The following is a 26,767-nucleotide window of genomic DNA, read 5'->3' as shown; positions in this document are numbered from 1 at the left end:
CCGTGTTCTCCAACTATCTGATCGGTCTGCGCGAGGGCCTGGAGGCCTCTCTCGTCGTCTGCATCCTCATCGCCTACCTGGTGAAGACGGGCCGCACGGACGCCCTGAAGCCCATCTGGGCCGGCATCGGCGTCGCCGTCGCGCTCGCGCTCGGCTTCGGCTGCGCGCTCGAATTCGGCTCCCAGGAGCTGACGTTCGAGGCGCAGGAGGCGCTCGGCGGCTCCCTGTCGGTCATCGCGGTCGGCCTGGTGACGTGGATGGTCTTCTGGATGCGGCGCACCGCCCGGCACTTGAAGACGGAGCTGCACGGGAAGCTGGACGCCGCCCTCCAGATGGGCACCGGCGCGCTGGTCGCCACCGCATTCCTCGCCGTCGGCCGGGAGGGCCTGGAGACGTCCCTGTTCGTGTGGACGTCCGTGCACGCGGCCGGCGACGGCACCCCGCGCCCGCTCATCGGGGCGGCCCTGGGCATCCTCACGGCGGTCGTCCTGGGCTGGCTCTTCTACCGCGGTGCCCTGCGCATCAACCTCTCCAAGTTCTTCACCTGGACCGGCGGCATGCTGGTCGTCGTCGCCGCCGGTGTGCTGGCGTACGGCTTCCACGACCTCCAGGAGGCGGGCTGGCTGCCGGGGCTCACGAACCGGGCCTTCGACATCAGCGACACCATCCCGCCGGACAGCTGGTACGGCACCCTGCTGAAGGGTGTCTTCAACTTCCAGCCCGACCCGACGGTCCTCCAGGTCACGGTGTGGCTGCTGTACGTGATCCCGACGCTCGCCCTGTTCCTCGCCCCGGTAGGGTTCGCCTCCGGGAAGGGGAAGGTGAAGGTACCCGATGAGCAGGGATCGCAGCCCTCGAAGGCCACGTCTTCTTCGGTGGATTGACCGAAGGGCGCTGACAGCGGCCTCGGTGACCGCTTTGTCGCTGACGGCGAGCGGGTGCGTGGTGGTGCACGGGGAACGCGAAGTACTCCCCGCGACGACCAAGGCCGAGGCCGCGAAGGCACTTCAGGAGTTCACGACCGCGTACAACGCCGCGGACAAGGCCTACGACAGTTCACTGGACGCGGACCATGTCACCGGCCCCCTCGGCGACATCGACGCGGCGCGTCTGAAGGCCGGTTCGGTGACCAGCCCGGACGGCAACCCGTCGCACACGCCGCTGAAGCTGACGGACGTGAAGTACACGATCACCGAGAAGGCGGGCTGGCCGCGCTGGTTCGTCGTGGACGCGGCCGCCAACAAGGGCGGCAGCGCGCGCTGGCTGTTCGTGTTCACCCGCAGCGGCCTGAACCAGCCGTTCCAGGCGGCGTATCTGACGCTGGTCGCCCCGGACGACGTACCGAAGTTCAAGACGGACGCGGACGGCCGGGCCGAGGCGGTCCCCGTGAACTCCACCGAACTGACCGTCGCGCCCGCGGACCTGAGCCAGGACTACGCGACGTATCTCCAGGACGGCAAGGGGAAGGTCTTCGCGGACGGCACGCACACCAGCGGGTGGCGTACCGATCGGCAGAAGGCGGCCAAGAAGCCGGGCCTGGTCAAGCAGTACATCGACGAGCCGCTCACCAGCGGCGCGTACGCCCCGCTCGCGCTGCGGACCGAGGACGGCGGAGCGGCGGTGTTCTTCACCACGCGGCACTACGAGAAGCAGACCGCCGCGCCCGGCACCTCGGTGCCCACCCAGACGGCGGCCGTACGGGCGCTGACGACCGGTGAGGTCAAGCAGTCGCTGACGCTGGAGTCGATCTCCAACGAGATCGCCCTCGATCCGCCGAAGAGCACGGCGGGCGGCCAGGTGAAGCTGCTGGGCCGCATCCAGGGCCTGACGGCCGGCAAGGGCGAGTGAGCCCCTCTTGAAGTGAGCCCCTCTTAAGAGGAGTCAGCCGCGCAGGGGCCAGGCCGCGGAGGCGTGGTCAGGCTCCGCGCCGGCGTGGCGGGCGCAGGCGTCGGTGAGGACCTCGAGGAGGCTCAGCGGGTCGGGCAGCGGGTGTTCGAGGCCGCGGACCCAGTGCACGGACTGTCCGTCACCCGGCAGCCGCGCGGGCGGTACGAGGACGTACGACCCCCGGCAGTGCCAGCGCAGTCCGGGGTGCTCGTCCATCGTCTCGGGGTGGCAGTCCAGCTCGCACGGCCACCACTCGTCCTCGTCCTCGGGGGTGCCGCGGGTGAGGGTGAAGAAGAGGAGGCGGCCGTCGCTGCTCTCGGCGACCGGGCCGACCTCGATGCCGGAGGCGAGGAGCCGTTCCATGGCCTCCAGGCCCGCCTCCAGGGGGACGTCGAGGACGTCGTGGACCATGCCGGTGGCGGTGATGAAGTTGGCCTGCGGCTGATGCCGGGCCCAGCGCTCGATCTGGCCGCGGTCGGTGGTGGACTGCGTCTGCCACGCGAAGGAGACGGGGTGCCGGGCGGGGGTCGGACAGCCGACCCGGTCACAGGAACAGCGGTAGCCGGGAGCCGGGTGCGCGGCGGGCGCGAGCGGCAGTCCCGCTCCGGCGGCGGCCAGCAGCAGGGCCTCACGGCCGCTGTCGTCGGCGGCCTCCTTGGGGCGGCGTCCGCGCAGCCACTGGGTGAGTTTGCCCTGAAGGCCGGTCCGGCCGCCGAACTCCTGGCTCATCTATCCCCTCGCCTCGCTGTGTGCGGACAGCATGCCCTATGGTCCCACCATCCTGCGCTCCGGGGGGCCGGAGCCGACAAGCGGGGTAGGTGGGACAGGGCGTACCGGGGCCATGGATCGCGCGTCATGGCCCGCTTTGGCGGGATTTAGCCCCCTGCCGCACCTACGGTTGTCGCCATGGTCACAAGGATCACGCTGACGGTCCTGGCGTCGGCGGCCTCCCTGGTCCCGCTCACCGGGCCGACGGCCCCGCTGGAGTGGGGCACCGGCCCGCTGACGGTGGACTCGCTGCCGCGTGTGACGTACGTCGCCCATCGCGGCGGCGCCCGCGAGGTTCCCGAGAACAGCATGTCCGGCCTGATGGCGGCCTACGGCCGCGGTACCGCGCAGGTGCTGGACTTCGACACCCGGATGCTGCGCGACGGCACGCTGGTGGTGATGCACGACCCGCTGCTCAACCGCACGACCTATCTGGGCGGCGAGGTGCGCGGCCTCGACGGCCGGGAGTGGCGGGGCGTGCGGCTGCGGCCGAAGGCGTCCCTGCCGGGCAGCTGGCGCTCGGAGCGGCCGCCGACGGTGGCGGAGGTCCTGGACCGCCTCGGCGGGCGGATCCTGCTGATGCTGGAGGCGAAGGACCCGCACAGTCTGCGTCCGCTGGCCTCCCTGCTCCGCTCACGCGGGCTGACCCGCTCGGTCTTCGTGAACTCCAACGACCCGGCACTGGCCCGGCGGGCGCACGCCCTTGGGCTGCTGACGCAGCTGTGGCGCTCGGCGGAGCAGCTGCGCGAGGACCGGCCCGAGCGGTGGCGGTCGTACGTCGATCTCCTCGACGTCGACTTCAGGGGGCGCGACCGGGATCTGCGGCGGGCGGTGCGGTCCGGCATCCGGTGGGTGTGGGCGCACACGGTGGTCACGCCGGGGCAGCGGGACCGGGTGCTGGCCCTCGGCTGCAACGGCGTGATCACGGACGCGCCGGGGCGGCTGGCGCGGGTGCCGGTGCGGGGGGCCGCGCGGCCGGTTCAGCGGGGCGCGAGGCCGTGGAGGGCGTAGTCGACGAGGGTGTCGGTGTACCCGTAGGAGATCGGGGCCGTGTGCTGGAGCCAGCGCTGGGCGAGGGGGGAGACGAAGAGTTCGAGGGCGATGCGCGGGTCGACCTCGGGGCGGACGTCACCCGCGGCCTGCGCGGCCCGCAGCCGCTCGGCGTAGAGCCGGAGCGAGGGGTCGAGGAGCTTGGTGACGAACTCCCGGCCGAGCGCCTCGTTGACGACACCCTCGGCGGCCAGGGCGCGCGAGGGTCTCTCGAAGCGGGGGTCGTTGAGCTCGTCGACGGTGGCCCGCAGGACGGCCTTGAGGTCGGCGGCGAGGTCGCCGGTGTCGGGGATGGCGTACGTCTCGCCGCCCGTCTGCCCGGACAGATCGAGGAAGGCTTCCAGCAGTACGTCCGCCTTCGAGGACCACCAGCGGTAGATGGTCTGCTTGCCCACACCGGCGCGGGCGGCGATGCCCTCGATCGTGGTCTTCGGGTAGCCGACCTCACCGACCAGCGCGAGGGCGGCGTCGTAGATGGCGCGGCGGGACTTCTCGCTGCGGCGGGTGGGGTCGGAGGCGGGCTTCTTGACCATGGAGCGACCGTACCGCTGCCGGCGTCACGCCTCCTCGGCGTCCGGCGGCCAGGCGTCGCCCCAGTCCGCGTCCCGTGCCGCCTTGTACAGGTCGCCGTGGCGTTTGGTGACCGTCGTGCGGACCAGGCGCTCGTCCGGTTCGCACAGGTCGAGGAGGACCTGGCCCTTGCGGATCTGGGGGCGGCGCACGACGCGGGCGGCGGCCGGGGTGACGGGGAAGCGGGTGGCGGCGACGTAGCTGAACTTCTCGTCCTCGTAGGCGAGGGAGCCGCCCTTGACCTTGCGGTGCAGGGAGGAGCGGCTGACCCGGGCCGAGAAGTGGCACCAGTCCTCGCCGGGGACGATCGGGCAGCGGGCGCTGTGCGGGCAGGGGGCGGCGATGTGGAAGCCGGCGGCGATGAGCCGGTCCCTGGCCTCGATGACGCGGGCGTAGCCGGCCGGGGTGCCGGCCTCGACGATCACGACGGCCTGCGCGGCGGTCGCGGCGGCGTCGACGAGGGCGGTGCGGTCGGCGGGGGTGAGTTCGTTGAGGACGTAGGAGACGGTGACGAGGTCGGTGCTCTCGATGGTGAGCGCCGCTCCGATACGGGAGCGCTGCCATGTCGCCTCGCCGAGCGCCGGGTTGGCGCCGGCGATCTCGCGACCCAGGGCCAGTGCGGGTTCGGCCCAGTCGAGGACGGTGACCGGGCGGGTGCCGTCCCAGGTGGCGGTGACGGCCCAGGTCGCGGCGCCGGTGCCGCCGCCGACGTCGACGTGGCTGTGCGGGGACCAGTCGGGGGCGGCCGCCGCGAACTCCTCCAGGGCCGACCGCACGGCCTCGAAGGTGGCGGGCATCCGGTAGGCGGCGTACGCGGCGACGTCCGCGCGGTCGCGGAGGATCGGGGCGTCGGTCGGGGTGGCCCCGCGGTAGGTGGCGATCAGCCGCTCCACGGCCTGGGCGGCCTGCCGGGGCGGGAGACCGTCGAGGAGGCCGGCGAGGGTGGCGCGGAGGGTTTCGGCCGGGGGTACGGGGGCGTTCACCCGGTGATTCTACGGTTGCCGACCCGGCCCCGATGAGGTCACTTCTCCCGCACCGCCCGTGCCACCCGCGTCGCCGCCCGCGCCCTCGGCCCGTTCGCCGGCGGGCGGCGTCTCGGGTGGACCGTGTTCGCCAGCAGGACCAGGAAGGTGTCCGTCGCGCGGTCCAGGACCAGGGACGTGCCCGTGAAGCCGGTGTGGCCGGCGGCGCCTCTGCCCGCCAGTTCGCCCATGAACCACGGCTGGTCCAGGGCGAAGCCGAGGCCCGGTGGGGTCAGCAGGAGTTCCACGAAGTCGGGGCCCAGGATGCGGGCCGGGCCGTACGAGCCGCCGGCCAGGATCGCGCGGCAGAACACCGCGAGGTCGTGGGCCGTGGAGAACAGGCCGGCGTGGCCGGCCACGCCGCCCAGCGCCCACGCGTTCTCGTCGTGGACGACACCCCGCAGCATCCCCCGGTCCGCCTTCGCCCAGGGCCGGCGCTGGTCCTCCGTCGCCGCCGCCCCGGGACAGGGGCCGAAGGTCGTGGACGTCATGCCCAGGGGGCGCGTGATCCCGTCGTGGATCAGGACGTCGAGGGTGCGGCCGCTGACGCGCTCCAGGACGTGCTGGAGGAGCAGGAGGTTGAGGTCGGAGTAGCAGTAGGTGCCCGGCACGCCGATCGGGGGCTCCGCCTGGAGGGCCGCGAGGCGGGCCGTGTCGTCCGGGTAGTCGTACAGCGGGAGTTCGGGGCGCAGGCCCGAGGTGTGGGTGAGCAGTTCGCGGACGGTGATGCCGTGCGCGGCCGCCGCCCGGAAGTCGGGGAGGTACGCGCCGACCCTGGCGTCGATGCCGAGCGTGCCCCGCTCGATCTGCTGGATCGCCGCGACCGCCGTGAACAGCTTGGTGAGGGAGGCCAGGTCGAAGGGCGTGTCCGTCGTCATCGGGACCCGGCTCCGGCGCGGCAGCTCCACGCCCGCGTCCGCCTCCGGGTCGTACGACGCGTACCGGACCGCCCAGCCCGCCGCCTCCGCCACGGCGACGACCGGCCCCCGGCCGGCCATGACGACCGCGCCCGCGGCCCAGGGGCGTTCGCCGGTGGTGAGGTCGTGGACGTCCTGGGCGAGGAACCGCAGTTCCTCGGGGTCCAGTCCGGCCCGTTCCGGTGTGTCGCTGCGCAGTCTCGGCGCGCTCAGCTCTCCGCTCCCTCCGCACTCGCACGTCTGTTCCAAGGACGGCACATTGCCATGAAACAGGTAAGCGCTACCAGTGCCGCCGACAACTGGACGACGGCCATCGGGACGGCGGTTCCCTCCCCGGCGATCCCGACCAGCGGGGAGGCGATCGCGCCGATGAGGAAGGAGGACGTGCCGAGCAGGGCGGACGCGGAGCCCGCCGCGTGCTTGATGCGCAGCAGGGCGAGGGACTGGGCGTTGGGGAGGGTCAGGCCCATCGCCGACATCAGGACGAAGAGCGCCGCCGCCACCGGGGCCAGGCCGATCTCGCCGAGGACGCCGAGGGACATCAGCAGCAGCGCGGCCGCGGCGGCCGTGACGACCAGCAGGCCGGCGCCGAGCACCTTCTCCAGGCTGACCCGCCCGACCAGCAGCTTGCCGTTGATCTGGCCCACGGCCACCAGGCCCACCGAGTTGACGCCGAACAGCAGGCTGAAGGTCTGCGGGGAGGCGCCGTAGATCTCCTGGACCACGAACGGCGAGGCCGAGATGTAGGCGAACAGCGCGGCGAAGGCGAAGCCGCCGGTCAGCATGTAACCGGCGAAGGGCAGGTCGGCGAGCAGGGCGCGCATCGAGCGCAGGGCCTCGCCGACGCCGCCGACGTGCCGGACCTCGACCGGGAGGGTCTCCGGGAGCCGTGCCCACACCAGCCCGGCGAGCAGCGCCCCGATGACCGTGAGGACGACGAACACGCCCCGCCAGTCGGTCACCCGCAGGATCTGGCCGCCGATGAGGGGTGCCACGATCGGGGCGACGCCGCCGATGAGCATGAGGGTGGAGAAGAAGCGGGCCATGGCGTCGCCGTCGTAGAGGTCGCGTACGACGGCCCGGGCGATGACTATCCCGGCCGCGCCGGCGAGGCCCTGGGTCAGCCGGAAGGCGACCAGCGTCTCGACGGTCGGGGCGAGGGCGCACAGGGCGGTGGCGAGGACGTAGACGGCCAGGCCGATGAGCAGCGGGCGGCGGCGGCCCCAGCGGTCGCTCATCGGGCCGACCACCAGCTGCCCGAGGGCCATGCCGGCGAGGCAGGCGGTGAGGGTGAGCTGGACGGTCGCCGCGGGCGCGTGCAGGGATGTCGTGACCTCGGGGAGCGAGGGGAGATACATGTCCATCGCCAGCGGGGGCGTCGCGGTCAGCCCGCCGAGGATGAAGGTGACGAGCAGTCCGGTGCGGCGCACAGCGGGGGCGGCCGCCTCCGTCGCCGGTACGGCCGCCTGGTTCAGGTCCGGTGTCGATGCCCCGCGTTCGGCCATGCGCCCCTCCCTCTCCCTCTCCCGATGTCTCGCGTGGTCCGGCACCTATGCTCTCAGTTCGTACACAGTGGCGAGGGTCACGCGAACCAACGCGAGCAGGGGCGGGCAGCGGGATGGCGGAGAGAAGCGTGCGCTGGGGCATTCTGGCGACGGGCGGGATCGCGGCGGCGTTCACGGCGGATCTGGTGGATCTGCCGGACGCGGAGGTCGTGGCGGTGGCCTCGCGCAGCGAGGAGTCGGCCCGGGCGTTCGCGGAGCGGTTCGGGATCGAGCGGGCGTACGGGGAGTGGGGCGCGCTGGCCGCGGACGCGGACATCGATGTCGTGTACGTCGCCACGCCGCACTCGGCGCACCGGGCCGCCGCCGGGCTGTGTCTGGAGGCCGGGCGGAACGTGCTGTGCGAGAAGGCGTTCACGCTGAACGCGCGCGAGGCGGAGGAGCTCGTCGGGCTGGCGCGGGAGCGCGGGAGCTTCCTGATGGAAGCGATGTGGATGTACTGCAACCCGCTGATCCGGCAGCTGAAGGCGCTGGTGGACGACGGCGCGATCGGTGAGGTGCGCAGTGTGCAGGCCGACTTCGGGCTGGCCGGCCCCTTCCCGCCCTCGCACCGGCTCCGCGACCCCGCGCAGGGCGGTGGCGCGCTCCTGGACCTCGGCGTGTATCCGGTGTCGTTCGCTCAGCTGCTGCTCGGGGAGCCGTCCGACGTGGCGGCGAGAGCGGTGCTCTCGGACGAGGGGGTCGATCTCCAGACGGGTGCGCTCCTCTCCTTCGAGAGCGGCGCTCTCGCTTCGGTGCACTGCTCCATCATCGGCGGTACGGCGACCTCGGCCTCGGTCACCGGCTCCCAGGGCCGCATCGACGTGCCGTACGGGTTCTTCTTCCCGGACCGGTTCGTGCTGCACCGCGACGGCCGTGACCCCGAGGAGTTCAAGGCGGACGCGGCCGCCGGTCCGCGCAACAGCCTCAAGCACGAGGCGGCCGAGGTGATGCGGGCCCTGCGGGCCGGCGAGACCGAGTCACCGCTCGTCCCGCTCGACGGGACCCTGGCCGTGATGCGGACGCTCGACGCGGTCAGGGACCGCGTCGGCGTCCGCTACCCGGGAGAGCTCGCCGGGGAGGCCGTCAGGCCGGCGTGAACCCGGGGTTGCCCACCTCCGTCACGAAGGAGGCGGCCGTCGAGATGGGCGCCCCGGCCGTGGTGACGTACGGCAGGACCTTGAAGTCGGCGCGGGCCCCGGCCCCGTCGAGGGTGACGGTCGTGTAGCCGCGCCGGCCGTCGTAGAACTGCAGGTGGGGGTTGGCGGCCAGGTAGGTGGTCCAGTTCGCGGGTCTCTCCTCGCCGTCCTTGCCGCTGCTGACCGAGGTGGCGACGACCTCGGTACCGAGGGTGCGGGAGTAGGGGTCGTCGAAGTCGTCCTTGAGGTCGAAGGCGTACCCGCGGTGGAGGTCGCCGGTGAGCACCATCAGGTTCTGGATCCCGGCCGCCTTGACGCCGTCGAGGATGCGGCGGCGGGCGGCCGGGTAGCCGTCCCAGGCGTCCATGGAGACCGTGGCCACCGGGTTGAGGTCCAGTCGGCGCTGCGCGAAGCAGACCTGCTGGGGCACCACGTTCCACAGGGCCTGCGAGGTGCTCCAGCCGTCCAGCAGCCAGCGTTCCTGGGCCGCCCCGGTCATCGTGCGGGAAGGGTCCTCCGACTCGGGCCCGGGGACGTGCTTGGCGCCGCCGTAGGCCTGGTCGGAGCGGTACTGGCGGGTGTCGAGGACGTCGAACTGGGCCAGCGGGCCCCACTGGAGCCGTCGGTAGAGCTGCATGTCGGGGCCGACGGGCAGCTGGGCGAGGCGCAGCGGCTGGTTCTCCCAGTAGGCGCGGTAGGCGGCGGCGCGGCGCAGCAGGAACTGCTCTTCCGGAACGTCGTTCTCGGGCACGGCACCGGCGTAGTTGTTCTCGGTCTCGTGGTCGTCGAAGGTGACGACGAAGGGGTGCCTGGCGTGCGCGGCCCGCAGGTCCGGGTCGCTCTTGTAGAGGGAGTAACGCAGCCGGTAGTCCTCCAGCGTCTCCGTCTCGTGGTCGAAGAGGGCCGGAAGCGACCGGTCGGTGTAGCCGCGGGCGCCGCCCGCCGGGTCGACGGCGTACTCGTAGAGGTAGTCGCCGAGGTGGAGGACCAGGTCGACGTCGTCCTCGGCGAGGTGGCGGTAGGCCGTGAAGTAGCCGTCGTGGTACGCCTGGCAGGAGACGGCGGCCAGGGTCATGGCGGACACCGCGCTGTCGGCGGCGGGCGCGGTGCGGGTGCGGCCGGTCTCGCTGAGCCAGTCGCCGACCCGGAAGCGGTAGTAGTGGACGCGGCCGGGTGCCAGGCCCTCGGCCTCGACGTGCACGCTGTGGTGGAACTCCGGATGAGCGACGGCCGTGCCCCTGGCGGTGACCGTCGCGAACGTCTCGTCCTCGGCGATCTCCCAGTCGACGTCGACGCGTTCGGCGGGCATGCCGCTGTCGGCCTGGTAGGGCGTGGGCGCCAGCCGGGTCCACAGGACGACCGAGCCGGGCAGCGGGTCCCCGGAGGCGACGCCGAGGGTGAAGGGAAAGTCGGTGATGCGTTTCGCGTCGAGCTCGGCGGCGGCCGCGGTCCCGGTGGCGGGCAGGTCCACGGCGAAGGCGAGTGCGGCGGCCGCTGTGGTCAGGCCCAGGAAGCGGCGGCGGCCGATGTGGCGGGCGGCGGCGCGCAGTTCACGGCTGCGCCCGTCCGGTCGGCCCGGTGTGATGGTCATTCGTTCCTCCCGTCACAGTTGAGGGAGGGGAAGGGCGCGCGCCCGGCGGCGACACACGGTCACGGGGCTGGCAGCACCCGGATGGCGGACAGTGGCTTCCGTATCGCGGAGGCTCACCTACGCTGCGCGCTCATGGACACCAAAAATGTGAGGATCGCCGTTGTGACCGGAGCGGGCTCCGGCATCGGCCGCGCGGTCGCCGTGGAACTGCTGCGTACGGGCTGGTCGGTGGCGCTGGCGGGACGGCACACCGAGACGCTCCAGGAGACCGCTGCGCTCGCGCCCGAGGGCCCCAGTCTCGCCGTACGGACGGATGTCTCACGTCCCGACGAGGTGGCCGCGCTGTTCGCGGCGACCGTGGACCGGTTCGGGCGGGTGGACCTGCTGTTCAACAACGCGGGTACGTTCGGGCCCGGTGGCGTGCCGGTCGAGGAGCTGCCGTACGACGCCTGGCGGCACGTCGTCGACACCAATCTCAACGGGGCGTTCCTGTGCGCGCAGGCGGCGTACCGGCAGATGAAGGAGCAGGACCCGCAGGGCGGCCGGATCATCAACAACGGGTCGATCTCCGCCCACACCCCGCGCCCGCACTCCGTCGCCTACACGGCGACCAAGCACGCGCTGACCGGCCTCACCAAGTCGCTGTCCCTGGACGGGCGGCCGTACGGCATCGCGGTCGGGCAGATCGACATCGGCAACGCGGCCACCGACATGACGGCACGCATGCAGACGGGTGCGTTGCAGGCCAACGGCGAGATCGCGCCCGAGCCCGTGATGGACGTCGCCGACGTGGCGCGCACCGTGCGGCACATGGCGGAGCTGCCGCTCGCGGCGAACGTGCAGTTCGCGACGGTACTGGCGACGGCCATGCCGTACGTGGGGCGCGGCTGAGCCTCACCCACCGCCATCGCCGACTGACAATTTGCACAACCGGAATCGTTCACTCCGCACCATCACGGCCGGTCGCGGACTTATGCTCAATTCCTCTCCACAAGAGCTTCACAGTTGGAGTGGAGGCATTCCGGCCACACCGAGGGGGGAGACGGCAGCCGTTCCACCACGCCGGTTGGGGGTGGGCTCCGCGTGGGACCGCGGGGTGCACACCGGCGGGTGGAACGGCTGCCGTGCAGTTCGGGGCGACGGCTGCCGTGCGCTTCGGGCCGGCGGCGCGGATTCTCAGCTCCCGCACATCGCCTCTCAGGCAGCGCACATCGCTTCCTCACGGCCGCTCAACCTTTCGTCCCTAACTTGAGGCCGCGCCCACCACGCGGGCGCCACGAACCTCGAGGAACGGGATGTTTGGCATCTATCTCAAGCGCGAGCTGGGCCGGCGCAAGAAGGCGGCCCTGGTCATCGCACTGGGTCTGGCGCTCGGTATCGCGCTGGTCATCACCGTCAACTCGGTGTCGGCCGGCATGACGCAGGCTCAGGACAAGGTCCTGAAGTCGCTGTACGGCCTCGGCACCGACATGACCGTCACCAAGGCCCGGTCGGCGCCCACCGGCAACAGCTCCGGCAGACCGAACTTCGAGTTCGACGCCAAGTCGAACGACAGTGACGAGGAGCAGAGTTCCGACCGGGTGATGACCCAGGGCGGCCAGGCCCTCAAGGCCGCGCTCGTCGCGAAGGTGGCCGGGCAGGACGGTGTCGCGAACGCCGTCGGCGCCCTCACCCTCAACGTCACCAAGGTCAACGGCTCCTTCACCCAGGGCAAGGCGCAGTCCACGACCGGGAACAGCCAGTCGCAGGACCAGGGCGGCCCCGGTGGCGGCGGCAACAGCACGGCGGCGCCCCAGGTGCAGGGCGGCGGCGCCTCGTTCGACGTCAACTCCTACTCGGTCGCCGGCGTGGACGTCACGGACCAGACCCTCGGCCCGCTGGCGGGCATGGAGATCACCTCCGGCAAGACGTTCACGGCGGCGCAGACCAACGCGAAGGTCGCGGTGCTCAGCAAGTCGTACGCCAAGGAGAACAAGTACAAGATCGGCAAGACCCTGAAGATCTCCGGCACCAAGTACACGGTCATCGGCATCGCCACGGCCTCCAGCAGCGAGTCCACCACCGACGTCTACCTGCCGCTGAAGCAGGCCCAGACGCTCGCCGACGCCAAGAACCAGGTCACCACGATCTACGTCAAGGCGACCGACTCGAAGCAGATCGACGCCGTCAAGGCGACCATCCAGAAGAACATCTCCGGTACGACGGTGACGACCTCCGCCGACCTCGCCGACACCGTCTCCGGCTCCCTCTCCACCGCCTCCGACCTCGCCACCAGCGTCGGCAAGTGGCTGTCGATCGCGGTGCTCGCCGCGGCCTTCCTGGTCGCCGCGCTGCTCACCTCGTCCGCCGTGTCCCGGCGCGTGCGCGAGTTCGGCACCCTGAAGGCGCTGGGCTGGCCGAGCCGCCGGGTCACCCGGCAGGTCGTCGGCGAATCGATGGTCAACGGTCTGCTCGGCGGCGCCCTCGGCATCGGCCTGGGCCTCGCGGCGGCCTACACCGTGACCGCGATCAGCCCGAAGCTGACCGCACAGCTCGGCAACACCGGTGGTGGTGGCATGGGCGGCGGCCCCGGCGGCGGTGGCCCCGGGCAGCAGTCCGCGCAGAACACCATGGAGATCGCGCTCTCCGCGCCCGTCTCGCCGACCACCATCGCCCTCGCGGTCGGCCTCGCGGTGACCGGCGGTCTGATCGCCGGCGCGATGGGCGGCTGGCGGGCCTCGCGCATGCGGCCGGCGGACGCGCTGCGCAGCGTGTCCTGACGGCGCCCGCGCTGTCGCACCACCCCACTCTTCCTCTCTACGGAGTTCACATGTACAGACTCACGGGCGTCACGAAGCGCTACACGCGCGGCAAGGAGACGGTCGAGGCGCTGCGCGGCGTCGACCTGACCATCGAGGACGGCGACCAGCTGGTCATCCAGGGCCCGACCGGCGGCGGCAAGTCCACACTGCTCCAGATGATCGGCGGACTGGACCGCCCCACCGAGGGCAGCGTCGAGTTGGACGGCGTCGACCTGGCGAAGATCAGCGAGGCCAGACTGACCCGGCTGCGGGCGGAGAAGATCGGCATCATCTTCCAGTCGTTCAACCTCATCCCGACGCTGACCGCGCAGGAGAACGTGGAGACGGCGCTGGTGCCGCTCGGCGTCAAGCCCGCCGAACGCCGTGAGCGGGCCGCGGAGGCGTTGCGGTCCGTGGGGCTGGGTGAGCGGCTGGGACACGCCCCCGCCGAGCTGTCCGGTGGGCAGCAGCAGCGCGTGGCCATCGCGCGGGCCCTGGTCAAGAAGCCGAAGGTGCTGCTCGCCGACGAGCCGACCGGCAACCTCGACGAGTCGATGCGGGACGAGATCATGGCGTTGCTGGAAGGGCTGTGGCACGAGTACGGGTTGACGTTCGTGATGGTCACCCATGACTCGTCGATCGCACGGCGGGCACCTCGGCTGGCGACGATCAAGGCCGGGCAGATCACCCTGACCGAGCAACGGGGGCAGCAGCGACAGCAGTCGTACGCGCAGTACTAGAAGCGCGGGCTCACTGCCGGTGGTTCACGCCTGGCCGGTCTCGAAGCGGGAGATCTTGCCGTCGTCCTCGACCTCGAAGTGCCACTTGGTGCGCATCTCGCCCCACGTGTCGTTGCTGTAGCGGGCGATGAGGTCGCGGCCGCCGCGGGACTCGTTGTCGACCTCCATGTGGCCGTGCGAGGTGAAGATCTCCCGGTCGATCCAGTCGGTGAGGTCGCGGTCGGAACCGTCGTCCGACATGGTCGCGCCGGGGGCGAGGAGGGCCATGAACCCGTCGCGGTCGTGCGCGTTGACGGCACCGACGAAGGCGCGGACGGCCGGGTCGCTGAGTTTGGACGTCTGAATCGTCATGTCAGTCAGACTCACACCACCGTTCCGGGCCCGCCACCCGAACGGCGGCCCTGGGCGGCCCCGGGAGGTGTCAGGGGTGCGACGGTGGAAACGCGGGAGGGGCTGTTCTTGCCGTCTTCTCCATCTTCTCCGGGAGTCATCGTGACGACGTACGACCGACGTGATCTGGGCCTGCTGCTGCTCCGCCTGGGAACCGGGGGTGTGCTGGCCGCGCACGGCGCGCAGAAGCTGTTCGGCTGGTTCGGCGGCCATGGCCTGGAGGGAACCGGCCAGTTCATGGAGTCCGTCGGCTACGCGCCGGGCAAGGCCAGCGCGACCGCGGCGGGCCTCGCCGAGGCCGGTGGCGGGACGCTGCTGGCGCTGGGCCTGGCGACGCCGGCCGCGGGCGCGGCGGCGGCCGGTGCGATGGCGGGGGCGTCCGCCGTGCACACCCCCAACGGCTTCTTCAACGCCGAGGGCGGCTTCGAGTACGCGGCGACCCTGGGCCTGGCGGCCACGGGTCTCGCCGTCGCGGGTCCCGGGCGCCTCTCCCTCGACCATGCGGTCGGGCACGTGTTCGACCGCGGCTGGATGGTCCCCACGGCGTTGGCGGCGACCGCCGCGCTGACGGCGGTGGTCGTGGGGGCTCGGAACCGGCGGGTGCGGGACGGGAAGAAGGAGGAGGCGGCGGAGGGGTTCGACGAGCAGGAGGCGCTGTTCGGGGAGGAGTGAGGCCGAGGAGTGACCCGCCTCACCTCTGACCGCCCCACCCGGAACTGCCCTCCCCCGTGCCCCTAGGCTGTGCCCCGTGAACCGTCCCGAGCGCCTCCGCGTACGACCGCCCCTGCGGCGGTGGCGGGGGCTGCTCGTGCTGGCGGTGCTGGCCGGGGTCATGGCGATGCACGCCCTGGCCCCCGGCATGGCCCTCCCGGGCGATCATCCGCACTCCTCCCCGATGGCCGGCGTCGTCTCCGTGTCGGCGGCCCACGACGACTGCGGTGGCGAGGGCCACTGCGGCTCCGGGCATGTGACGCATGCCGACGCGGCCTGTTCCGCGGCCGCGGTGAGCGGGGGCCCGGCGCTGCCCGCTTTGGTGGCCGACCCGGTCGTCGGCGTCGTACGGGACGACGTACTGCGGGCGTGTGCGGTCGCGGACCCGGACGGGGCCCGCGCTCCCCCGTCCCTGGCGGAACTCCAACTCCTGCGGATCTAGACACGGCTGCCGTGCGCACGTCGTGCGCCTCGGCATGCCCGGAGTCCAGATCCCCTTCATCCAGCAGGAGTTCCAGTATGAGCACCATCCGTACGCGTCGCGCTGCCGTTCTGGCCGTGGCGACCGTCACCGCCGCCCTCGTCCTCACCGCGTGCGGGGGCGACGACAGCGGTCACGCGGCCGCCGGCCACGGCACGTCCGCCTCCCCCTCCACGTCGGCGTCCGCGTCCGCCGGCCACAACGCGCAGGACGTCTCCTTCGCGCAGGGCATGATCCCGCATCACCGGCAGGCGCTGGAGATGGCCGAACTCGCCGCCGACCGGGCCTCGTCCGCGGACGTCAAGGACCTCGCGGCGCGCATCGAGAAGGCGCAGGACCCGGAGATCGAGACCATGTCCGGCTGGCTGAAGGCGTGGGGCGAGGACGTCCCGGCCGCGACCGGGTCGGCGGAGTCGATGCCGGGCATGGACCACGGTGCGGACGCCGGGATGCCCGGCATGATGGGCGACGCGGACATGGCGAAGCTGGAGAAGGCGTCCGGCGAGGCCTTCGACACGATGTTCCTGACCATGATGGTCGAGCACCACGAGGGCGCGGTCGCGATGGCCAGGACCGAGAAGGCGAAGGGCGCCTACGAGCCCGCCACCGCCATGGCCGACGACATCGTCACCGGGCAGACCGCGGAGATCGAGGAGATGAACAAGCTCCTCGGCTAGCTCCTGTCGAGCGTGCCAAGCTGCGTCCATGAGTGATCAGGACCCCGGCATCTGGTCGGGCATCGACGACTTGTGGGCGTGGCTCGACTCGCACCGCCCGTCCGACGAGCCTTCCTCGGACGGGCGACAGAGCCTCCTCCTGCGGGTGTTGAAGCTGTCGGAGGAGGTCGGCGAGGTGGCCGAGGCGGTGATCGGGGCGATGAACCGCAACCCGCGCAAGGGCAACTCCCATACCTGGGAGGACGTCGAGAGCGAGTTGTGCGATGTCGTGATCACCGCCTTGATCGCCCTGCGCACTCTGACGCCGGACGCCCGTGAGGTCTTCGCCGGGCATCTGGAGCGGGTGCGGGAAAGGTCGCTGGGCCCCCGCTAGGACCCGCTGGGGGCGCCCGGCCTTCTCAACGACCGTGCGCGGCCGCGTACTCCTGCAGGAACAGGGCCTCCACGTGTGCCATGTGCTCGATCTCCGACGGGTCGACGCTCTCGTTGGGCGCGTGGATGAGGCAGCGCGGCTCCTCGACACCCATGAGGACGATCTCGGCGCGGGGGTAGGTGGTGGCGAGGACGTTGCACAGCGGGATCGAGCCGCCCTGGCCGAGGAAGGCGAGGGGTTTGCCGTAGACCTGCTGCATCGCCTTGCCGAGGGCCGTGTAGGCGGGGCCGTCGGTGGCGGCCCGGAACGGGGAGCCGGTGCCCTCGGTCTCGACCGTTACCCGGGTGCCCCAGGGCGCCGCGTCCGTGAGGTGCTGGGTGAGGGCCTTGAGCGCGGCCTTGGCGTCGGTGCCGGGCGGCACGCGCAGGCTGACGCGGGCGCGGGCGGTCGGCGGCACGGCGGCGGCGGAGCCGACGACCGGCGGGCAGTCGACGCCGAGCACGGTGACGGCCGGGCGGGCCCAGAGGCGGTCGGCGACCGTGCCGGTGCCGGTGAGCCGGACGCTGTCCAGGACGCCGGCGTCGGCGCGGAACTGGGCCTCGTCGTAGCCGACGCCGTCCCAAGTGCCGTCGCAGTCGAGGCCGTTGATGCGGGTGGCGCCCGTCGCGGGGTCGCGGAGCGTGGCCAGCATCTGGATGAGGGCGGCGAGGGCGTCGGGGGCCGGGCCGCCGAACATGCCCGAGTGGACCTCCCCGTCGAGGGTCTCGACGGTGACGACGAGGTTGGCGAGGCCGCGCAGCGTGATGGTGGCGGTGCCGGTGCCGACCTCGGCGTTGCCGGTGTCGCACACCAGCAGGGCGTCGGCGAGGAACAGCTCCGGGTGCTGGGCGACGTACGCCTCCAGGCCGCCCGTGCCCTGCTCCTCCGAGCCCTCCGCGACGAACTTCAGGCCCACCGGGATGTCCTCGCCGAGCGCCCGGAGCGCGGTGAGGTGCATGACGATGTTGCCCTTGCAGTCGGCGGTGCCGCGCCCGTACCAGCGGCCGTCGCGTTCGGTGAGCGCGAAGGGCGGGGTGGTCCAGGCGTCGTCGTCGAGCGGGGGCTGGACGTCGTAGTGGCAGTAGAGCAGGACCGTGGGGGCGCCGGGCGGGGGCGGGCGGTGCCCGATGACGGCGTGGCTGCCGTCGGGGGTCTCGGCGAGGTGGACGTCGCGCAGCCCGGCCTCGGCGAAGGCGTCGGCGACCCACCGGGCGGCCTTGTGGCACTCCTCGGGCGGGTACTGGCGGGGGTCGGCGACCGACGGGATGGCGACGAGGTCGGTGAGGTCCTGCTTCGCGCGGGGCATCAACGCGGCGATGGTGGCGGCCAGTTCGGTCGTGGTCGTCATGCGTCCCGCCTCACCGTGTCGTCGGTCTTCAGGTCGTCGAGCCGGTCCTTGAACTTGTCGAGCTTGTCCGGGCAGTAGATCTCCAGGATCTTGGCCTCCGCCCGCAGCGCCTTGGTGTCGCCGATGACCGGTCGCTGGCCCACGAACGCGGCCCCGTTGGAGACGTTGATCTTCCACAGGGCGGACCGCAGGGCGGTCGCGGGGTCCTCGCAGACGATGCCGCCGTCGGTGCCCAGCGCCCGCTGGATCACCTCGGTGTCGGGGCGCGGATAGCCGGCGTCCTCGGCGGCGTCGGCGAGCTTGTTGGCCTTCTCCGCCGCCTCGTTGGTGGACTTCACGCTCTCGTACTGGATGACGCCGATGATCGCGAGGGCGACGAGGAGGACGATCGCTCCGACGTAGACCCACTTGTGTTCGGAGGCGAACCGGGTGGGACTCATGATGCACTCCCCTCGGTGGCCGCTTCCTCCGAACGCCAGCCGGGCTTGCGGAACTTGAGGAAGGCGTACGGGATGAGCAGGCCGAGGACGACCAGACCGCCGCCGATGAACAGGACGTACGACAGGACGCTGCTGCCGCCGAACTGCGAGGGCGGCACGAAGCCGATCGCGAGCGCCGCGAGGGAGGAGAGCAGGCCGACCGTGCAGATCAGATGCAGGGCGGGGACGCGGTAGCCACGGGGGTGATCGGGCTGGGTCTTCCGCAGGCGGACGGCGGCGGCGAACATCAGCAGGTACACGATGAGGTACACCTGCGTGGTGATCGTCGAGAAGATCCAGTAGACGCTGGAGACGTTCGGGATCAGCGCGTACATCAGGGCGATGACGGTGGTGACGAGGCCCTGGGTGACCAGGATGTTCTGCTGGATGCCGTACTTGTTGAGCTTCTGGAGGTAAGGCGGCAGATAGCCCTCGCTGCGGGAGATCTCCAGCAGACCCTTGGACGGGCCGGCGAGCCAGGTGAGCATGCCGCCGAGGGAGGCGGCCACCAGCATCACGGCGGCGATCGGGGTCATCCAGCCGATGTGGAAGTAGGAGAAGAAGGCGTTGAAGGCCTGCATCACACCGGCGGTGAGGCTGGTCTGGTCGGCCGGCACGACCCAACTGATGGCCAGCGCGGGGAGGATGAAGATGAGCAGCACCAACCCCATCGCCAGGAACATCGACTTGGGGTACTCCTTGGCCGGGTCCTTCAGCGACGAGACGTGGACGGCGTTCATCTCCATGCCGGAGTAGGACAGGAAGTTGTTGACGATGAGGACCAGGCTGGCGAGGCCGGTCCACTGCGGCAGCAGGTGGTCGGCGGTCATCGGCGCGGCGGACGGGTTGCCCTGCCCGAGGAACACGATGCCGAGCACGACGAGAATCGTGCCGGGCACCAGCGTTCCGATGATGAGCCCCCAACTGGACAGCCCGGCAAGGGCCTTGGTCCCCCGCGAGGACACCCACACGCCCGTCCAGTACAGGACCATGATGACGATGGCGGTGTAGAGGCCGTTGGAGGCGAGGGAGGGGTCGATGACGTACGCAATGGTGCTGGCGACGAACGCGAGCAGGCTCGGATAGTAGAAGATCGTCATCGCGAACTGGCACCACACGGCGAGAAAGCCGAGCGGCTTGCTCAGCCCTTCGCTCACCCACCGGTAGACGCCGCCGTTCCACCCGGACGCGAGCTCCGCCGACACCAGCGCGGTGGGCAGCAGGAACACGATCGCCGGGACGAGGTAGAGGAACACACAGGCGAGCCCGTACACGGCCATCGTCGGGGCGGCACGCAGGCTGGCCACCGAGGCGGTGGTCATCAGCGCGAGGGTCACCCAGGTGAGAACGGGGGCGGGAGTGGCCGTCACGGCCGCCTGCGCCTGCGGCGCCGTCTGCGTCCGCTCCGGCAGGTCGGCGGGCACGTCCATCGATGCCATGAAGCCCTCCCGGGGCTGGGCAGTTGGGGTGCTGCCAGCCTCGGGCGCTTCCGAGGTGCCCGCATGACGGCTTAGGCCGTAGGGGTGACGCAGGGTGGCGCTCCTCCTCTCGCCGGCATCGCCCGTACGGCCCACCCGCCTGGCCGTTCCGGTCGGCGGAACGGGAGGCTGGAGGGGCTCGTGCGGGAGGGGCGTCGATCGCGTCGGGGTACTTGAGGAGGCCGTGGGTGGAGTCGTGGCGTGCGGTCGCCCCGGGCCCACGTCGGAGTCCCTGAGGAGGCCTGGGTGGAGTCGTCCCGTGCGGTCACCCTGGGCCCGCGTCGGAGTCCTTGAGGAGGCCTGGGTGGAGTCATCCCGTGCGGTCACCCCACGCCCGCATCGCAGTCCCTGAGGAGGCCTGGGTGGAGACATCGCGTGCGGTCGCCCCGGGCCCACGTCGGAGTCCTTGAGGAGCTGGGTGGAGTCGTCCCGTGCGGTCGCCCCGGACCTCGACGAGCTCGCCGGTTTCCTCACCCGGCTGACCCGGCTGCTGCTGAACACCAGCGGCGAGGGCGCGGAGGGCATCGAGGAGACGGTGACGACGACGGCCCGGGCGCTGGGCGGTGAGGCGTCGCTGCTCCTCGTCCCGGACGCGGCAACGCTCACGGTCACCGCCGGGGACGGCGCCGCGCGGACCGTCATCGCGCGTGGCGTTCCGGAGGTCTTCCGGCTGGACCAGGTCACCGCGCTGAAACCGCTACTGGCGGACGTGCGGGCCGGTCGTACCGACATCACGCGGGCGAGCGCGCGGCTGGCGGCGATCGAGGAGTCCGGGCCGCCGTATCCCTGGTGGGCGAAGCTGATCGGCATCGTGCTGTTCGCGCTGGGGTTCGCGCCGCTGATGCAGTCGACCTCGTACGAGGTGGCGAGCACGGCGGTGCTCGGCACGATCGCGGCGACTCTGGCGGTCGTCGCGGACCGAGTGCCGCGCCTCGCGGCGATCCTGCCGCTGGTCGCCGCCACGGTGATCTCGATCGTCACTATCGAGGTGTTCGCCCGCTCCCCGTCCCACGGCGGTCCGGTCCTGCTGATGCTCCCGGCGCTCTTCTACTTCGTCCCCGGCGACTACCTGAGCGCGGCGACGGCCGAGCTGGCCGCCGGGCGGATGACGACCGGCGCGATCCGCCTGGTCAACTCGGTGTTCCTGCTGGTGCAGTTGTATCTGGGCGTCCTGCTGGGCGTGTACGCGACGGGCGCCTCGACCCGTGCCCTCTTCGACGTCGCCGCGGAGGCCGATCTGCCGCGCTGGGCGCTGTTCCTGTCGTGGATCGTGTTCACCGTCGGCACGGTGCTCGCGTTCGCGGTGCCGTACCGCCTTTTCTGGCCGCTGCTGGCCCTGGTGTACCTGACGGTCGCGGTGCAGTCGCTGGTCACCAAGCTGATCGGGGAGACGGGCGGTACGTTCGTGGCCGCGGTGGTGCTGTCGGCGACGGCCACGGTGCTGGCCCGGGCCCCGCGGCGGCCGCCCCGGCTGGTCCTCCTGCTGCCCGGGTTCTTCACGCTGACCGTGGGTTCCCTGGGCATGCGGGGGCTGACGACACTGGCGGGCGGCTACGTCATCGAGGGCTTCCAGGATCTGCTGAAGCTGGTGACGATCGTAATGGCGATCGCGGTGGGAATGGTGGTCGGCGCGACGCTCGTGCGCCGCGAGTGACGGACCTCGCCTACCTGGTAGGTAATTGACCCCCGGAACGCCGCGACGACACGCTGGAGTTCGCACTCGACCATCGGCCATCCGGCCGGGGCGCAGCTGAACGCCCGTGTGTTCGTTGGGAGTTACGAAGGATGACCACCGAGACCAACCGCAGCGCCCCGGCGTCGTCCCCGGGCGCATCGTCGGCCACGCCCCCGGCCGTACCCGCGTCGTCCCCGGGCGCACCGGCGGCCGCGCCCCCGGCCGTACCGCATCGGCTGATCCTGCCGACGGTGCTCGCCGGTGTCTTCATCACCACGCTGGACTTCTTCATCGTCAATGTCGCCATCCCCTCGTTGCAGACGGATCTGCGGGCGGGTTCCTCGGCCATCGAGTGGGTGGTCGCCGGATTCGGACTGGCCTACGGCGTCGGCCTGATCACCGGCGGCCGGCTGGGCGACCTCTTCGGCCGCCGCAGGATGTTCCTGCTGGGCATGGGACTGTTCACGATCGCCTCGCTGCTGTGCGGTGTGGCACAGACCAGTGAGTTCCTGGTCTTCTCCCGGGTCCTGCAAGGCCTCGCCGCGGCACTGCTCGCGCCCCAGGTGCTGGCCCTGCTGGGCACGATCTTCACCGGCCCGGCCCGGCTGAAGGTGTTCGCCGGGTACGGCCTGGCCATGGGTCTGGCCGCCGTCTTCGGGCAGCTGATCGGCGGTCTCCTGATCGAGGCCGACATCGCGGGCCTCGACTGGCGTGCCTGCTTCCTGGTGAACCTGCCGATCTGCCTGCTGATCATGACCCTGACCGTCAAGCTGGTCCCCGAGTCGAAGGCCGAGGGCAAGCCCGAGCTGGACGTCCTCGGCGTCGGCGTGATCACGCTCGCGCTGGTCGCGCTGGTGCTGCCGCTCATCGAGGGCCGCGAGAAGGGCTGGCCGGCCTGGACCTGGGGCTGCTTCGCGGCGTTCGCGGTACTGCTGGCCGTGTTCGTGGGCGCCGAACGGTCGTTCGCGGCACGGGGCGGCTCCCCGCTGGTGAACATCGCGATGTTCAAGGACCGCGCGTTCGTCGTGGGCCTCGGCTGCCAGCTGGTCTTCTGGATGGGCCAGGCGTCGTTCTTCCTGGTGCTCGCCCTGTACATGCAGGCGGGCCGCGGGCTGAGCGCGCTGGAGGCCGGGCTGCTCTTCGCCGCCATCGGCGCCGGTTACATGTACACCTCGATGAACGCGACGAAGTTCGCCGCCAGGCTCGGCCGCCAGGTCATCGCCGTCGGCGCCCTGATCATGGCCGTCGGGCTGACTGTCATCGGCATCACCGCCGCCCAGCTCGGCGACGGCGGCCACACCGCGTGGCTGATCCCCGGCCTGGCGATCGACGGTGCCGGCATGAGCCTGGCGGTCGCGCCGCTGGCGTCCGCGGTGCTAGCCCGGGTCAACCCGCAGTACGCGGGCTCGGCCGCCGGCGTCCTGACCACCGGCCTCCAGATCGGCAACTCCATCGGTGTCGCCGTCATCGGCGTGATCTTCTACAACACACTGGGCGACCACCCCGTGGCCTCGACCTACGCGCACGCCTTCGACATGGGGATCTGCTTCCTCGTCGGGGTGGCCGCGGCCCTGGCCCTGCTGGTGCAGGCGCTGCCGCGGACGAACGCCGGGAAGTAGCTCCCGCACCACCCCTTGCGAGCGGCGGCCGTCGTGCCGCCGCTCCGACACTCACACACAGAGAGAGTTGACGTTGAACGCCGACGACCTGCTGAAGCATGACGACCTGCTGAAGCGTGACGACCTGTTGAAGCGTGACGACTTGCTGAAGCGTGACGACTTGCTGAAGCGTTACGTCGCCGTCTGGAACGAGCCCGACGCCGCCGCGCGCGGGGCCGAGGTGGCGAGCCTGTGGACCCCGGACGGGCTCCACCACACCCAGACCCGCCGCTTCCAGGGCACCGAGCAGCTGGTGGTCCGGGTCACCGAGGCGCACGACCAGTTCGTGGCCGGACAGGGCCTGCGCTTCCGGTCCGGGGACAACCCGGTCGGCCACGCCGGCGCGCTGACGTTCAACTGGCTGATGACACCCGGTGACTCCGACACCGTGCTTGCCCTCGGCTTCGACGTCGTACTCCTCGACGACGAGGGCCGCATCATCGCCGACTACCAGTTCACCGAGCCGCCCTTGCCCACGGACGAACTGGACGCGCAGGCCGATCGGTACCTGGCGGCCGGTACGGCCGAGGAACCGCGCAAGAAGGTCGCCGACCTCTATCTGCCGGGCGCGCTGTACGTCGACGAGACCGGCGCGCACGACGGTGTGGACGCCATCGCCGCGGCCCTCGTGACAAGCGGGGCGCGGCAGCGGGCGGGCAGCGCCTCGGCTCAGCACGACGCCTTCCGCTACCCGTGGCGTACGGCGACGGGCGAGACCGGCGTGGACTTCCTGCTCCGCGACGATCAGGGCCTGGTCCGCGAGCATCGCCGCTTCGTGGGGGCGGGCCGGTACTTCGCGTGAGCCACCGGTATGAGGCTGAGCCTCTTCGGTGAACCCGCGGCCCCCAGAACCCTCGCTCCGTGAGCGGTGTCCCCCGTCTCCGCTCACGGACCGCTCACGGACCGCTCGGGTGACCGTCTTCAACCGTTGTCCCCAACGCCCGGAATGATGCAGGGTGAAGAGATGACCGAGGTGCAGGTGAGCCGGCAAGTGGCCCGCCCCGTGGGCGAGCTGCTGCGGCAGTGGCGGGAGCAGCGGGGCTACAGCCAGCTCGCACTGGCCACCCGGGCCGAGATCTCCGCGCGTCATCTCAGCTTCCTGGAGACCGGGCGTTCCAAGCCCAGCCGCGAGATGGTGCTGCGACTGGGCCGCCACCTCGAACTGGCGTTGCGCGACCAGAACCAGCTGCTGCTGGCCGCCGGCTACGCGCCCGCCTACACGGACTCTCCCCTGGATGCCGCCGAGATGCGCCCCGTACACGATGCGCTCCGCCAGATCCTGTCGGGGCACGAACCCTTCCCGGCCCTCGTGGTGGACCGCCACTGGAACATCGTGCTCAGCAACAGCGGCTTCGCGCTCTTCGCGGAGGGCGCCGCGCCCCATCTGCTGCGCTCCCCGGTCAACGCACTCCGCCTCGCCCTGCACCCCGAGGGCATGCAGCCGCGCATCCTCAACTTCCCCGACTGGCGCGCGCAGTTGATGCAGCGGCTGCGCCGACGCGTGGAACTCACCGCCGAGCCGGGCCTGTCGGAGCTGTACGACGAGCTGTGCACATATCCGGCGGGCCCCGAGCCCACTCACCCACCGCACGGCGACAACGCCGACCTGACCCTGCCGCTACGCCTGCGCTACCGGGACATGGAGCTCTCCCTGTTCTGCACGATCGCCACCTTCGGCATGCCGCTGGACGTGACCGTCGCCGAGTTGGCCGTCGAGGCGTTCCTGCCGGCCGACGCGGACACGGGGGCACTTCTGACCCGTGTGCACGCCGCTGCGGAGTAGAGCAGGCCAGGCGGCTTCTCCGGGCGCCGGGACCACGTAGCTGAGCGGGGTGTCGAAGTACTGGTGGTCGGCGACGATCCGGCCCTCGTCGTCCAGGGGCACGAAGTCGAAGCCGACGGCCTCCAGAGGCCGGAGGTCTCCGCACGATCACCCAGTCGAAGCGCACGGTGTCGTGCTGTCCCCGTTCATACCGAGATCTCAGCCTTTCTCGTCCCCTTTCTCGTCTCCCTCCTCGTCTCCCTTCTCGTCGCGTTCCTCGTCATCCCGACGCCGACGGAGCGCTCGGTCGCCGATCTCGCTGGAGAGTCTGCTCGTCACCGACCTGGCCCGATTGAGGGTCTCGTTACCGAGACGCCTCGCGGCGTTGACGCCTCCGGCTCCCGTGTCGAGCGCCTTGTCCCTCACCTCGGCGGCCGCGTCCAACCACCGTCTCGCGTCCACCGACCGTCGACCGTGCTCGATCCCGAGCCGCCCGTGGAAGTCGACGACGGCGACCGCGACATGATTGCCCGCATGTACGACAGCCGGGGACGTGGTCGGGTGCAGCAGCACCTTCGTGTTGGCCCTGCCGGCGGCCGCGTCCACGCGGACCAGTAGACGCTCGGTGGTCTGCGAGATGAGTTCCCTCCGGTTCTGCCGGGCTACCCGAAGCCCGAGGCGATGCCGGTCCAGCTCATCCGGAGACGCGTCCAGTACGCGGTCGAGTTCGAGCACCGAGATGGCGTCGTGGAGCTGGAAGCAACGAGCCAGAACGGCGAGCCACTCCCCCACTGCGACCTCCGCGTCCTTGGAGACCTTGGCGAGGTCACCGATCTTGGTCTGGTGCTCCATCTTCTCGGTGAGCGCGTCGAGTTGACGCAGTGCGTAGGCCTGGGTCCGCGCGATGGTCATCGCCGTGGCCTGCACCTTCGACCACGTGACCGCGGAGACCCGGCCCACCTGCTCTCGGACGGTCATGGCTTCCTCTATGACGAGGCCAGCTCCGATCATGTCCGCCAACACGGCGTCCTTCTGAGCGCGGAGGACGTCGTCGACCTTCGCATCGATCGCCGCGAGATAGTCGGTGATCTCGTCCATGGTCTGCTGCATCGCAAGCTGCGCCATGAGCCCCGCCGCACCGGCCAGACGTGCCGGATTGGTGAGAAACGATCCAGGCGTCCTCTCCATTTCGAGGAGCCCCTTGATCTTGCCGTTCTTCATCAACACGGCACGGCTTACACCCGAGTTCGAGCCCTTCATCAGCCCGTACTTCTCGATGGCGTGCGCCGATTGCTCGGTCAACTTCACCCAGCGCCCCGAGCCGGCCGCGACCTCGGCGCCAGCCTGCGCGGCTCCCGCCGCAGCACCGAGGATGGGGCCGAGCCTTGACAGTCCGAGATCCTTCGACGGCAGTCCTTCGGAGACGAGGAAGCGTTCGACAGCCGTCGGGCTTCCGATGACGGCCAGGCCGTCACCGTCGCTGATCAACTGAAGGTCGTCGTCCATCGTCGGCTCCTGAAGTGGCTCTTCGCAGTATCTGACGCTACCTCGCCGCGCAACCACCTCCGCTGCCTGTCAGCCCGGCGTGCTGGGGACACGCTTACAGACGGAATGCGGCCACCCCGTCGCCATGGCCGGCGTGACGACGATCGGCTGGACGAGCGAGCGCCCACCGCCCGATCACGCCCAGA

At 71.2% G+C, this 26,767-nt stretch carries 26 protein-coding genes; 15 read left to right on the top strand and 11 right to left on the bottom strand.

What is annotated here, in order from left to right:
- Window positions 1-2: 2 nt before the first annotated feature.
- On the top strand, window positions 3-884 hold the full coding sequence (efeU, locus tag ACFUO4_RS15350; RefSeq protein ID WP_079306442.1) for an iron uptake transporter permease EfeU: 882 nt from the start codon (window positions 3-5) through the stop codon (window positions 882-884).
- Window positions 835-1,848, top strand: a complete 1,014-nt coding sequence (locus tag ACFUO4_RS15345) for a hypothetical protein (RefSeq protein ID WP_079306440.1) — start codon at window positions 835-837, stop codon at window positions 1,846-1,848. The genes efeU and ACFUO4_RS15345 overlap by 50 nt, the downstream gene beginning before the upstream one ends.
- A gap of 33 nt (window positions 1,849-1,881) precedes the next feature.
- Here the strand turns inward: ACFUO4_RS15345 and ACFUO4_RS15340 are convergent, their stop codons facing one another.
- Complete coding sequence (locus ACFUO4_RS15340; protein WP_383484425.1) at window positions 1,882-2,616, bottom strand: bifunctional DNA primase/polymerase; 735 nt, start codon at window positions 2,614-2,616, stop codon at window positions 1,882-1,884.
- Between the two features lie 177 nt (window positions 2,617-2,793).
- On the opposite strand from ACFUO4_RS15340, the gene ACFUO4_RS15335 reads away from it, so the two are divergent.
- The gene (locus ACFUO4_RS15335; RefSeq protein ID WP_383484423.1) at window positions 2,794-3,666 is read left to right on the top strand and encodes a glycerophosphodiester phosphodiesterase; all 873 of its coding nucleotides are present in this window, start codon (window positions 2,794-2,796) and stop codon (window positions 3,664-3,666) included.
- Here the strand turns inward: ACFUO4_RS15335 and ACFUO4_RS15330 are convergent.
- From ACFUO4_RS15330 to ACFUO4_RS15315, 4 genes are read right to left on the bottom strand one after another with little or no spacing between them, the layout of a single operon-like run.
- Window positions 3,636-4,238 (bottom strand): TetR/AcrR family transcriptional regulator, encoded by a 603-nt coding sequence (locus ACFUO4_RS15330; protein WP_383484421.1) that lies wholly within the window; start codon window positions 4,236-4,238, stop codon window positions 3,636-3,638. The genes ACFUO4_RS15335 and ACFUO4_RS15330 overlap by 31 nt on opposite strands.
- A gap of 24 nt (window positions 4,239-4,262) precedes the next feature.
- Complete coding sequence (locus tag ACFUO4_RS15325; RefSeq protein WP_383484419.1) at window positions 4,263-5,258, bottom strand: small ribosomal subunit Rsm22 family protein; 996 nt, start codon at window positions 5,256-5,258, stop codon at window positions 4,263-4,265.
- 38 nt (window positions 5,259-5,296) lie between these two features.
- Window positions 5,297-6,472 (bottom strand): serine hydrolase domain-containing protein, encoded by a 1,176-nt coding sequence (locus ACFUO4_RS15320; RefSeq protein WP_383484417.1) that lies wholly within the window; start codon window positions 6,470-6,472, stop codon window positions 5,297-5,299.
- Entirely contained in the window at window positions 6,424-7,719 is a 1,296-nt protein-coding gene (locus ACFUO4_RS15315; protein ID WP_383484415.1) for a multidrug effflux MFS transporter, read from the bottom strand. Before ACFUO4_RS15315 ends, ACFUO4_RS15320 begins: the two co-directional genes overlap by 49 nt.
- Window positions 7,720-7,832: 113 nt before the next feature.
- Here ACFUO4_RS15315 and ACFUO4_RS15310 point away from each other — a divergent pair, with 113 nt between their 5' ends.
- The gene (locus ACFUO4_RS15310) at window positions 7,833-8,855 is read left to right on the top strand and encodes a Gfo/Idh/MocA family protein (RefSeq protein ID WP_079306428.1); all 1,023 of its coding nucleotides are present in this window, start codon (window positions 7,833-7,835) and stop codon (window positions 8,853-8,855) included.
- Here ACFUO4_RS15310 and ACFUO4_RS15305 read toward each other — a convergent pair.
- Window positions 8,842-10,485 (bottom strand): alkaline phosphatase, encoded by a 1,644-nt coding sequence (locus tag ACFUO4_RS15305; protein WP_079306426.1) that lies wholly within the window; start codon window positions 10,483-10,485, stop codon window positions 8,842-8,844. The two genes, ACFUO4_RS15310 and ACFUO4_RS15305, sit on opposite strands and share 14 nt — an antisense overlap.
- A gap of 132 nt (window positions 10,486-10,617) precedes the next feature.
- Here ACFUO4_RS15305 and ACFUO4_RS15300 point away from each other — a divergent pair, with 132 nt between their 5' ends.
- The 3 genes from ACFUO4_RS15300 (at window position 10,618) to ACFUO4_RS15290 (ending at window position 14,005) form a co-directional block, all read left to right on the top strand.
- Window positions 10,618-11,376, top strand: a complete 759-nt coding sequence (locus ACFUO4_RS15300) for an SDR family oxidoreductase (protein ID WP_383484411.1) — start codon at window positions 10,618-10,620, stop codon at window positions 11,374-11,376.
- Between the two features lie 404 nt (window positions 11,377-11,780).
- Window positions 11,781-13,244: an ABC transporter permease gene (locus tag ACFUO4_RS15295; RefSeq protein WP_383484408.1), complete on the top strand. Its 1,464-nt coding sequence runs from the start codon at window positions 11,781-11,783 to the stop codon at window positions 13,242-13,244.
- Window positions 13,245-13,294: 50 nt separating this feature from the next.
- Window positions 13,295-14,005, top strand: coding sequence for an ABC transporter ATP-binding protein (locus tag ACFUO4_RS15290; RefSeq protein WP_383484405.1), 711 nt, complete (start codon window positions 13,295-13,297; stop codon window positions 14,003-14,005).
- A gap of 24 nt (window positions 14,006-14,029) precedes the next feature.
- On the opposite strand, the gene ACFUO4_RS15285 is transcribed toward ACFUO4_RS15290, so the two are convergent.
- On the bottom strand, window positions 14,030-14,356 hold the full coding sequence (locus tag ACFUO4_RS15285) for a hypothetical protein (RefSeq protein ID WP_079306418.1): 327 nt from the start codon (window positions 14,354-14,356) through the stop codon (window positions 14,030-14,032).
- A 141-nt stretch (window positions 14,357-14,497) separates the two neighbouring features.
- Between ACFUO4_RS15285 and ACFUO4_RS15280 the strand changes: the two genes are divergently transcribed.
- The 4 genes from ACFUO4_RS15280 to ACFUO4_RS15265 all read left to right on the top strand — a co-directional run bounded on the left by ACFUO4_RS15280 (window position 14,498) and on the right by ACFUO4_RS15265 (window position 16,637).
- Window positions 14,498-15,067 (top strand): DoxX family protein, encoded by a 570-nt coding sequence (locus tag ACFUO4_RS15280; RefSeq protein WP_383484402.1) that lies wholly within the window; start codon window positions 14,498-14,500, stop codon window positions 15,065-15,067.
- Window positions 15,068-15,143: 76 nt separating this feature from the next.
- Window positions 15,144-15,548, top strand: coding sequence for a DUF6153 family protein (locus ACFUO4_RS15275; RefSeq protein WP_383484399.1), 405 nt, complete (start codon window positions 15,144-15,146; stop codon window positions 15,546-15,548).
- A 77-nt stretch (window positions 15,549-15,625) separates the two neighbouring features.
- On the top strand, window positions 15,626-16,264 hold the full coding sequence (locus tag ACFUO4_RS15270) for a DUF305 domain-containing protein (protein ID WP_383484396.1): 639 nt from the start codon (window positions 15,626-15,628) through the stop codon (window positions 16,262-16,264).
- A 28-nt stretch (window positions 16,265-16,292) separates the two neighbouring features.
- The gene (locus ACFUO4_RS15265) at window positions 16,293-16,637 is read left to right on the top strand and encodes a MazG-like family protein (RefSeq protein ID WP_383484394.1); all 345 of its coding nucleotides are present in this window, start codon (window positions 16,293-16,295) and stop codon (window positions 16,635-16,637) included.
- 25 nt (window positions 16,638-16,662) lie between these two features.
- On the opposite strand, the gene ACFUO4_RS15260 is transcribed toward ACFUO4_RS15265, so the two are convergent.
- From ACFUO4_RS15260 to ACFUO4_RS15250, 3 genes are read right to left on the bottom strand one after another with little or no spacing between them, the layout of a single operon-like run.
- The gene (locus ACFUO4_RS15260) at window positions 16,663-18,024 is read right to left on the bottom strand and encodes a dipeptidase (RefSeq protein WP_383484391.1); all 1,362 of its coding nucleotides are present in this window, start codon (window positions 18,022-18,024) and stop codon (window positions 16,663-16,665) included.
- The gene (locus ACFUO4_RS15255) at window positions 18,021-18,464 is read right to left on the bottom strand and encodes a hypothetical protein (protein WP_383484388.1); all 444 of its coding nucleotides are present in this window, start codon (window positions 18,462-18,464) and stop codon (window positions 18,021-18,023) included. Before ACFUO4_RS15255 ends, ACFUO4_RS15260 begins: the two co-directional genes overlap by 4 nt.
- Entirely contained in the window at window positions 18,461-19,942 is a 1,482-nt protein-coding gene (locus ACFUO4_RS15250; RefSeq protein ID WP_383484385.1) for an APC family permease, read from the bottom strand. The genes ACFUO4_RS15255 and ACFUO4_RS15250 overlap by 4 nt, the downstream gene beginning before the upstream one ends.
- A gap of 457 nt (window positions 19,943-20,399) precedes the next feature.
- On the opposite strand from ACFUO4_RS15250, the gene ACFUO4_RS15245 reads away from it, so the two are divergent.
- From ACFUO4_RS15245 to ACFUO4_RS15230, 4 genes are all read left to right on the top strand, one after another.
- On the top strand, window positions 20,400-21,635 hold the full coding sequence (locus ACFUO4_RS15245; protein WP_383484382.1) for a threonine/serine exporter family protein: 1,236 nt from the start codon (window positions 20,400-20,402) through the stop codon (window positions 21,633-21,635).
- Between the two features lie 131 nt (window positions 21,636-21,766).
- Window positions 21,767-23,275, top strand: coding sequence for an MFS transporter (locus ACFUO4_RS15240; protein ID WP_383484379.1), 1,509 nt, complete (start codon window positions 21,767-21,769; stop codon window positions 23,273-23,275).
- A gap of 73 nt (window positions 23,276-23,348) precedes the next feature.
- Window positions 23,349-24,116, top strand: coding sequence for a hypothetical protein (locus tag ACFUO4_RS15235; protein WP_383484376.1), 768 nt, complete (start codon window positions 23,349-23,351; stop codon window positions 24,114-24,116).
- A gap of 162 nt (window positions 24,117-24,278) precedes the next feature.
- Window positions 24,279-25,097, top strand: coding sequence for a helix-turn-helix domain-containing protein (locus ACFUO4_RS15230; RefSeq protein WP_383484373.1), 819 nt, complete (start codon window positions 24,279-24,281; stop codon window positions 25,095-25,097).
- Window positions 25,098-25,295: 198 nt separating this feature from the next.
- On the opposite strand, the gene ACFUO4_RS15225 is transcribed toward ACFUO4_RS15230, so the two are convergent.
- Window positions 25,296-26,582, bottom strand: coding sequence for a hypothetical protein (locus tag ACFUO4_RS15225; protein ID WP_383484370.1), 1,287 nt, complete (start codon window positions 26,580-26,582; stop codon window positions 25,296-25,298).
- Window positions 26,583-26,767 lie beyond the last annotated feature (185 nt).

This window comes from Streptomyces sp. NPDC057280, assembly GCF_042668605.1.
Lineage (GTDB): Bacteria > Actinomycetota > Actinomycetes > Streptomycetales > Streptomycetaceae > Streptomyces.
Note: the sequence above shows the minus strand (reverse complement) of the source record. Positions and strands in the feature narration are given on the sequence as shown.